Below are 8,337 nucleotides of genomic sequence, written 5' to 3'. Positions count from 1 at the left end.
CCCCGTGCGCGGTGCCGGCGGGCCGGCCGGGCGTGGAGGACCAGCTCGGTGCCGACGCGGGCCGCGACGGGCCGGCGGGAGCAGCGGGGTGCCCACCGGCCGGCGGGCGCGGGGGTGCCTGCGTCGCCTGCTCGCGCAGCGCCCGGCGGGAGCTGGGCGCTGCGGAGGGGCCGCCGATCCCCGCGGGGTCGGCGGCGGGCGCCGGCGTCGCGGCGGTCGGCCGCGCCACCTCGTCCTCGGGGCCGCGGCGCAGGTCGCGCCGGCGCACCCGCTCCGGTTCAGTCATGACAGTCCTCGATACAACCTGTGCTTCGCGATGTACTGCACCACGCCGTCCGGCACGAGGTACCAGACGGGCGCGCCGCCCCGGGCCCTCGCCCGGACGTCCGTCGACGAGATCGCCAGCGCGGGGATCTCGACCAGGGACACCCGACCGCGAGGGAGCCCGTCGATCGACAGGGCGTGGCCCGGGCGGGTGACCGCCACGAAGTGCGCCATGTCGAACAGCTCGTCGGCATCCTTCCACGTGAGGATCTGCGCCACCGCGTCGGCACCCGTGATGAAGAAGAGTTCGGCGTCCGGGCGCTGCGTCTTGAGGTCCCGCAGCGTGTCCACCGTGTACGTCAGCCCTGCGCGGTCGATGTCCACCCGGCTCACGGTGAAGCGCGGGTTCGACGCGGTGGCGACGACGGTCATGAGGTAACGGTGCTCCGCGACCGTGACGTCCTGGTGCTGCTTGAACGACGGCTGCCCCGTCGGGACGAACACGACCTCGTCGAGCTCGTACCGCGCCGCGACCTCGCTGGCGGCGACCAGGTGCCCGTGGTGGATGGGGTCGAACGTGCCCCCCATCACCCCCAGCCGCTGCGGCATCCGCTCGCGTCCCGCCGCCGTCAGTGGCGCGTGCCCACGCTGCGGAACGCGTACGTCGCGAGCAGCAGGGCGACGAGACCGACGAAGGCGCCCACGCCGAAGACGACCGGCGAGAACGGCAGCTCGTTGACGTGCTCGGACGCCTCCTCGGCGGCGGCGATCAGGGCAGCGTGCACGACGGGACCTCCTGGGTGTGACGGGTCGTACCAGTGTCGCACGGACGGGCGGCGCGGGGGCGCACGTCAGGGACGGACGTGACCGTCCCCGTGGACGACCCACTTCGTCGTCGTCAGCTCCGCCAGGCCCATCGGGCCCCGGGCGTGCAGCTTCTGCGTGGAGATGCCGATCTCCGCCCCGAGGCCCAGCTGGCCCCCGTCCGTGAACCGCGAGGACGCGTTCACCATGACAGCCGCGGAGTCGACCTCGGCGACGAACCGCTCGGAGGCGGCGAGGTCCTGCGTGACGATCACCTCGGTGTGGCCGGAGGACCAGGTGCGGATGTGGTCCAGCGCCTCGTCGAGGTCCTCGACGACGCGCACGGCGATGTCCCGCGAGAGGTACTCGGACGCCCAGTCCTCGTCCGTCGCCGGCACCGTCGGCGCGTCCTCCGGCGCCAGCTCGAGGGTGAGCTCGTCGCCGTGCACCGTCACGCCCTCGTCGGCGAGCGCGGCGACGGCCGCGGGCAGGAACTCGTCCGCGACGGCGCGGTGCACGAGCAGCGTCTCGAGCGCGTTGCACACGCCCACGCGCTGCGTCTTGCCGTTGAGCAGGATCGGCAGCGCCGCGGCGAGGTCCGCGCTCTCGTCGACGTAGAGGTGGCAGTTGCCCACCCCCGTCTCGATGACCGGGACGGTCGACTCCCGGACGACGGTGCGGATGAGGTCCGCCCCGCCGCGCGGCACGAGCACGTCCACCAGGCCGCGCGCGTGCATGAGCGCGACCGCGCCCTCGCGCCCCCACGCGTCGATCGACTGCACGAGGTCGCGGGGCAGGCCCTGGGCCGCGAGCGCGCCCTGGAGCACGTCCACCACCACGGCGTTGCTGCGCGCCGCGGCGGACCCGCCCCGCAGCACGACGGCGTTGCCGCTCTTGAGCGCGAGCCCCGCGGCGTCGACGGTCACGTTGGGCCGCGCCTCGTAGATCATCCCGACGACGCCCATGGGCACCCGCACCTGCCGCAGGCGCAGGCCGTTGGGCAGCGTGGAGCCGCGCACCACCTCGCCCACCGGGTCCGGCAGGCCGGCGAGCTCGCGCAGCGCGTCCGCGATCGCGGCCACCCGCGCCGGGTCGAGCGCGAGCCGGTCGAGCAGACCGGGCTTCAGACCCGCCGCGCGTCCGCGCTCGAGGTCCTCCACGTTGGCCGTGACGATCTCGTCGGTCGACGCCACCAGCGCGTCCGCCAGAGCGCGCAGCGCGGCGTCCTTCGTGGCGCGGTTGGCCGTCGCGAGGCGCCGGGAGGCGACCTTGGCGCGCCGGGCGACCTCGCGCACCTGGTCGTCGACCGACAGGCCGGCGGCGATCGGGTCAGGCGTGTCCAGCACGGTCATGCGGCCAGGGTAGCCCTGGCCACCGGGACCGGTCAGGGCCGTCCAGCGCGCGGTCGCGGCACCCCGACGGGCGCGTCAGCGGGCCGCGCGCCGGCGCCGGACGAGCACGAGGTCGTCGCGGTGCACCAGCTCACGGTCGTAGCCGGGGCCGAGGTCGTCGCGCAGCGCGGAGGTCGAGCGGCCCAGCAGCGCGGGCACCTCGCCGGCGTCGTAGGCCACGAGGCCGCGCGCGACGACGGCGCCGTCGGGCCCGACGAGCTCGACGGGGTCCCCCGCCTCGAACTCGCCCTCGCTCGCGGTCACCCCCGCCGGCAGCAGCGAGGTGCGCCGCTCGACGACCGCGCGCACCGCGCCCTCGTCGAGGACGAGGCGCCCGCGCGTGCGGGCCGCGTGCGCGAGCCACAGCAGCCGGACCGACGTCCGCCGACCGGTCGGGGCGAACCACGTCCCCACGTCGGCGCCCGCGAAGGCCTCCCCCGCCCGCACCGCGGACGTGAGCAGCACGGGCGTGCCGGACTGCGTCGCGATGGACACCGACTCCAGCTTCGTGACCATGCCGCCCGTCCCGACGGCGCTGCCCCGGCTCGAGACGTCGACGCCCTCCACGTCCCCGGGGCCGTCGACGCGCGCGACGCGCACGGACCCCTCCCGCGACGGCGGCCCGGTGTAGAGGGCGTCGACGTCGGTGAGCAGGACCAGTGCGTCGGCGCGCACGAGGTGGGAGACGAGCGCGGCCAGGCGGTCGTTGTCCCCGAACCGGATCTCGTCCGTGGCGACCGCGTCGTTCTCGTTGATGACCGGCACGACGCCGAGGTCGAGCAGCCGGGTGAGCGCGCGGTGCGCGTTGCGGTAGTGCCCGCGGCGCACGGTGTCCTCCGCCGTGAGGAGCACCTGCGCGACGCGCAGCCCGTGGGCCGCGAAAGCCCGGGTGTAGTGCGCGACGAGCAGTCCCTGCCCGACCGAGGCGGCCGCCTGCTGGGTGGCCAGGTCGCGCGGGCGCGTCGGCAGGCCCAGCGGCCCGATCCCGGCGGCGATCGCGCCCGACGAGACGAGGACGACCTGCTGGCCGGCCGCGCGGCGCTCGGCGAGCACGTCGACGAGGGCCCGCAGCCGCTCGGGGTCGAGGTGGCCGTCGGGCGTGGTGAGCGACGACGAGCCGACCTTGACGACCACGCGCGCGGCGTCGCGGAGCTGCTCGCGCCCCGACGGTGCCGGGACGCGCTCGAGGCCGTCCCGTGCGACGTCGTCCCCCGCGCCGTGCGTACCCGTGCTCACGGGCGCATTGTGCCCGCACGACGCGAGCGGCGGTCGACCACATTCACACCCCGGACGCACGCCTCACTCGTCGTCGGCCGGCTCCGTCCAGTGCCCGGACTCGCGCTCGGTCCACAGCTCCGCGCGCGCGGCCGCCTTGGCGTCCATGCGCTCCTTGTACTCGGTGCGCTTCTCGCCGCGCGTCGGGCGGGCCCGGTCCTCGAGCCGCAGGTCGGTGCCGCGCGGTCCGCCGAGGAGCTCGGCGCCCGTGAGCAGGGTCGGCTCCCAGTCGAACACGACCGCGTTCGTCTCCGGGCCGATCCGCACCTCGTCGCCCGCGACCGCACCGGCGGTGAAGAGCGCCTCCTCGACGCCGAGCCGCGCGAGCCGGTCGGCGAGGTAGCCGACCGCCTCGTCGTTCGCGAAGTCGGTCTGCCGCACCCAGCGCTCCGGCTTGACGCCCCGCACCTGGAACCAGACCTGGCCGCCCGACTCGCGCCGCGTGACGGTGAACCCCGCCTCGTCGACCGCCCGGGGCCGCAGGACCACGCGCGTCGCCTCGGGGGCGGGCGCCTCGCGGCGCGCCCGCTCGACGATCTCCGCGAGCGCGAAGGTCAGCGGGCGCAGGCCCTCGTGGCTCGCGGTCGAGATCTCGAACACGCGCAGCCCGCGCTGCTCCAGCTCGGGGCGGACCAGCTCGGCGAGGTCGCGGGCCTCGGGCACGTCGATCTTGTTGAGCACGACGACGCGCGGGCGCTCCGTCAGCGGCACGCGGCCGCCCTCGATCTGCAGGTCGCCGGCGTACGCGGCGAGCTCGGCCTCGATGACGTCGAGGTCGGTGAGGGGGTCGCGGTCCGGCTCGAGGGTCGCGCAGTCCAGCACGTGCACGATGACGGCGCAGCGCTCGATGTGCCGCAGGAACTCGTGTCCGAGTCCCTTGCCCTGCGACGCGCCCGGGATGAGGCCCGGGACGTCGGCCACGGTGTACCGGGACGAGCCGGCCTGCACGACGCCCAGGTTCGGCACGAGCGTCGTGAACGGGTAGTCCGCGATCTTGGGCCGCGCGGCGGAGATCGAGGCGACCAGGCTGGACTTGCCCGCGCTCGGGTAGCCCACGAGCGCCACGTCGGCGATCGTCTTGAGCTCGAGCACGACGTCGAGCTCCTCGCCCGGCTCGCCCAGCAGGGCGAAGCCGGGGGCCTTGCGCCGCTGCGAGGCGAGCGCCGCGTTGCCGAGACCCCCGCGCCCGCCGGCAGCCACGACGAACTGCGCGCCGGTGCCCACGAGGTCCGCGAGCACCTCGCCGTCGGCCGACTTCACGACCGTCCCGTCGGGGACGCCGAGCACCAGGTCCTCGCCCGTCCCGCCGGAGCGGTGGTCGCCCATCCCCTGCGTGCCGGACGCGGCGCGCCGGTGCGGCAGGTGGTGGAACTCGAGCAGCGTCGTGACCTGCGGGTCGACCTGCAGGATCACGGAGCCGCCGTTGCCGCCGTTGCCCCCGTCGGGGCCGCCGAGCGGCTTGAACTTCTCGCGGTGGATCGAGGCGCAGCCGTGCCCGCCGTCCCCACCGGACGCGTGCAGCACGACCCGGTCGACGAACGTCGCCACGACTGCCTCCTTCGTGCACCCCCGACGGGTGCTCCTCGATCGTCACACGACGAAGGGGCGCACCGCACCGGTGCGCCCCTTCGCCTGAAGCTGATGTCGGTCAGACCTCGGCGGCGACGATGTCGATGACCTTGCGGCCCCGACGCGTGCCGAACTGCACCGAGCCCGCCGCGAGGGCGAACAGCGTGTCGTCGCCACCGCGACCCACGTTGTTGCCCGGGTGGAAGTGCGTGCCGCGCTGACGGACCAGGATCTCGCCGGCCTTGACGACCTGACCACCGAAGCGCTTCACGCCCAGACGCTGGGCGTTCGAGTCGCGCCCGTTGCGCGAGGAGCTCGCGCCCTTCTTGTGTGCCATGACGACGTCCTTCGTCTCGTTCTGATGTCCCGACCGCGGCGAGCCGCGGCGACGCTCACTTGATGCCGGTGACCTTGAGGCGGGTCAGCGCCTGGCGGTGACCCTGGCGCTTGCGGTAGCCGGTCTTGTTCTTGTACTTGAGGATGTCGATCTTCGGGCCCTTCTCGTCCCGGACGACCTCCGCGGTGACCTTGACCTTGGCGAGCGCCGCGGCGTCGGTGGTCACCTTCTCGCCGTCGACGAGGAGCAGGGCGGGCAGCTCGACGGTCGCGCCGGCACCGGCCGCGAGACGGTCGACGACGACGACGTCGCCCACGGCGACCTTCTCCTGGCGGCCGCCGGCCTTCACGATCGCGTACACCACGTTGCTGCTCATCTCTGCTCGGTCGAAAATCTCTGTCGCTCTCACCGCTGCTCCGCGCCCGCGCACGACCCGGTGCAGCAAGGCTCCGGGGTTCGCGTCGACGCCGCCGCTGCGGCACGCTCGTCGGCGCGCACACGGGCGCGCCGACGTTCTAGGTTACGGATCCCACGCCGCAGGGTCAAACCTGGCCGGGGGCGTCGGGGGTGTGCCGGTCGTCACCGTCCGGGGCCCCGTCCACGTCGTCCGCCGCCTCGTCCGGCTCCCCCGGGGCCTCGGCCCCGGGCTCGTCGTCCGGCTCCGCGTCCGCCGCGAACAGGTCGGGGTCGACCGGCGTCAGCTCGAGCCGCTCCTCGACGCCGTGGGCGAGGTCCTGCGCCGCGGCCGCCTCGGCGGCGACGTCGGCGACGACCTCGGCCTCGTGCCCGTCGGCACCCGACGCGGCGGGCTCCGGGGCGCCGTCGCGCCCCTCGCCCTCGAGCACGACCTCGGTCACGGCGTCCTGCACGACGACCTGCGTCAGCGTGCCCTCGACCGCCACGTCGTGGCCCTCCGGGTGGTGGGCCTCGTGCGCGTGCGCCGCCGCCGCGGCGATCGTCGCGAGCGTCGCCTTGACGGCCTCGCGCTCCTGCGGCAGGACGGGCACGCCCGCGTGGGGCGCCGGTGCGGGCTCCTTCGCGCCGCGCTTGCGGCGCGAGCGCTTCGACTCGCCCTCGGCGGGCTGCTGGGTGGCGCCCGCGTCGGGGCGCGCGTTCTTCTCGACGGGCTCCTCGTGCACGATGAAGCCGCGACCGTGGCAGTGCTCGCACGTCTCGCTGAACGCCTCGACGAGGCCCTGGCCGACGCGCTTGCGCGTCATCTGGACGAGGCCGAGCGACGTGACCTCCGCGACCTGGTGCTTCGTCCGGTCCCGCCCGAGGCACTCGACGAGACGACGCAGGACGAGGTCGCGGTTCGACTCGAGGACCATGTCGATGAAGTCGATGACGATCATGCCGCCGATGTCGCGCAGCCTCAGCTGGCGCACGATCTCCTCGGCCGCCTCGAGGTTGTTGCGGGTGACCGTCTCCTCGAGCGTGCCGCCCGAGCCGGTGAACTTGCCCGTGTTCACGTCGACGACGGTCATCGCCTCGGTGCGGTCGATGACCAGCGAGCCGCCGGACGGCAGCCAGACCTTGCGGTCCATGCCCTTGGCGAGCTGCTCGTCGATCCGGTGGTCGGCGAACACGTCACCGGTGCCGGTGTACCGGCTCACCTTGCCGGCGAGGTCGGGCGCGAGCTCGCCGATGTACGTCGAGATGGTCGACCACGCCTCGTCGCCCTGCACGACGAGCGAGGAGAAGTCGTCGTTGAAGATGTCGCGCACGACGCGGATCGACAGGTCCGGCTCGCCCTGGAGCAGCGCAGGCGCCGAGGCGCTCCTCGACTTCTTCTCGATCGCCTCCCACTGGCCCTGGAGGCGGGCGATGTCGGCGCGCAGCTCCTCCTCGCTCGCGCCCTCGGCCGCGGTGCGGACGATGACGCCGGCGGAGTCCGGCACGACCTCGCGCAGGATCTTCTTGAGCCGGTTGCGCTCGGTGTCCGGCAGCTTGCGGCTGATGCCGGTCATGCCGCCACCGGGCACGTAGACGAGGTAGCGGCCCGCGAGCGTGATCTGCGACGTCAGCCGCGCGCCCTTGTGGCCGATCGGGTCCTTCGTGACCTGGACGAGCACCGAGTCGCCCGACTTCAGCGCCTGCTCGATGCGGCGCGGCTGGCCCTCGAGGCCGGCCGCGTCCCAGTTGACCTCGCCGGCGTACAGCACCGCGTTGCGGCCCTTGCCGACGTCGACGAACGCGGCCTCCATGCTCGGCAGCACGTTCTGGACGCGGCCCAGGTACACGTTGCCGACCATCGAGGTCTGCGCCTGGTTCGACACGTAGTGCTCGACGAGGACGCCGTCCTCCAGCACCGCGATCTGCGTGCGGCCGCCGCGCTCGCGCACGACCATCGCGCGATCCACCGACTCGCGGCGGGCGAGGAACTCGGCCTCGGTGATGATCTGGCGGCGGCGGCCCGCGTCGCGGCCCTCGCGCCGGCGCTGGCGCTTGGCCTCGAGCCGGGTCGAGCCGCGCAGCGCGGTGACCTCGTCCGAGGCGCGCGAGCGGCGCCCCTCCTCCGAAGTGCCCTGCTCGCCCGTGCGCGAGCCGCGGCGGCGACGGCGCCGACGGCGGCTCGAGCCGCCCTCCTGCTCGTCGTCGTCGGCGGCGTCGTCCTGCTCGGTCGCGTCGGTGCCCTCGTCGTCCGCCGCGCCCTCGTCCTCGCCGGACGGCTCCGGCTGGTCGTTGCGCCGGCGC

Annotated in this window: 8 protein-coding genes and 1 pseudogene; all 9 read right to left on the bottom strand. The window is 74.6% G+C overall.

Features of this window, described 5'->3' with window-relative positions; all coding sequences use genetic code 11:
* Positions 1-286, bottom strand: a pseudogene (locus HGCM_RS20280) (hypothetical protein); the annotation flags it as partial.
* Entirely contained in the window at positions 283-873 is a 591-nt protein-coding gene (gene nadD / locus HGCM_RS10155; protein ID WP_019136732.1) for a nicotinate-nucleotide adenylyltransferase, read from the bottom strand. The gene nadD and the pseudogene HGCM_RS20280, both read right to left, overlap by 4 nt.
* A 20-nt stretch (positions 874-893) precedes the next feature.
* Positions 894-1,049 carry a hypothetical protein gene (locus HGCM_RS20120; protein WP_019136731.1) on the bottom strand — a complete coding sequence of 52 codons (156 nt, stop codon included), beginning with the start codon at positions 1,047-1,049 and terminating at the stop codon, positions 894-896.
* Positions 1,050-1,115: 66 nt separating this feature from the next.
* Positions 1,116-2,420 carry a glutamate-5-semialdehyde dehydrogenase gene (locus tag HGCM_RS10145; protein ID WP_019136730.1) on the bottom strand — a complete coding sequence of 435 codons (1,305 nt, stop codon included), beginning with the start codon at positions 2,418-2,420 and terminating at the stop codon, positions 1,116-1,118.
* 75 nt (positions 2,421-2,495) lie between these two features.
* On the bottom strand, positions 2,496-3,695 hold the full coding sequence (gene proB, locus HGCM_RS10140) for a glutamate 5-kinase (RefSeq protein WP_019136729.1): 1,200 nt from the start codon (positions 3,693-3,695) through the stop codon (positions 2,496-2,498).
* Positions 3,696-3,758: 63 nt separating this feature from the next.
* Entirely contained in the window at positions 3,759-5,282 is a 1,524-nt protein-coding gene (gene obgE / locus HGCM_RS10135) for a GTPase ObgE (RefSeq protein WP_019136728.1), read from the bottom strand.
* Positions 5,283-5,382: 100 nt separating this feature from the next.
* Positions 5,383-5,640: a 50S ribosomal protein L27 gene (rpmA, locus tag HGCM_RS17925; RefSeq protein ID WP_019136727.1), complete on the bottom strand. Its 258-nt coding sequence runs from the start codon at positions 5,638-5,640 to the stop codon at positions 5,383-5,385.
* A gap of 55 nt (positions 5,641-5,695) precedes the next feature.
* The gene (gene rplU / locus HGCM_RS10125) at positions 5,696-6,004 is read right to left on the bottom strand and encodes a 50S ribosomal protein L21 (RefSeq protein WP_026075399.1); all 309 of its coding nucleotides are present in this window, start codon (positions 6,002-6,004) and stop codon (positions 5,696-5,698) included.
* A 178-nt stretch (positions 6,005-6,182) separates the two neighbouring features.
* Positions 6,183-8,337 (bottom strand): Rne/Rng family ribonuclease (locus HGCM_RS17920; RefSeq protein ID WP_019136725.1); only part of this gene is annotated, 2,155 nt, incomplete at its 5' end.

The organism is Cellulomonas massiliensis JC225 (genome assembly GCF_000312005.1).
In the GTDB taxonomy this organism is placed as follows: Bacteria; Actinomycetota; Actinomycetes; order Actinomycetales; family Cellulomonadaceae; genus Cellulomonas; species Cellulomonas massiliensis.
This window is presented reverse-complemented; position numbering and strand designations above follow the sequence as displayed.

Bases quoted from the DNA above. Each gene is read 5' to 3' on its own strand.
- rpmA (WP_019136727.1), bottom strand. From the start codon at position 5,640: ATGGCACACAAGAAGGGCGCGAGCTCCTCGCGCAACGGGCGCGACTCG.
- HGCM_RS10145 (WP_019136730.1), bottom strand. From the start codon at position 2,420: ATGACCGTGCTGGACACGCCTGACCCGATCGCCGCCGGCCTGTCGGTC.
- nadD (WP_019136732.1), bottom strand. From the start codon at position 873: ATGCCGCAGCGGCTGGGGGTGATGGGGGGCACGTTCGACCCCATCCAC.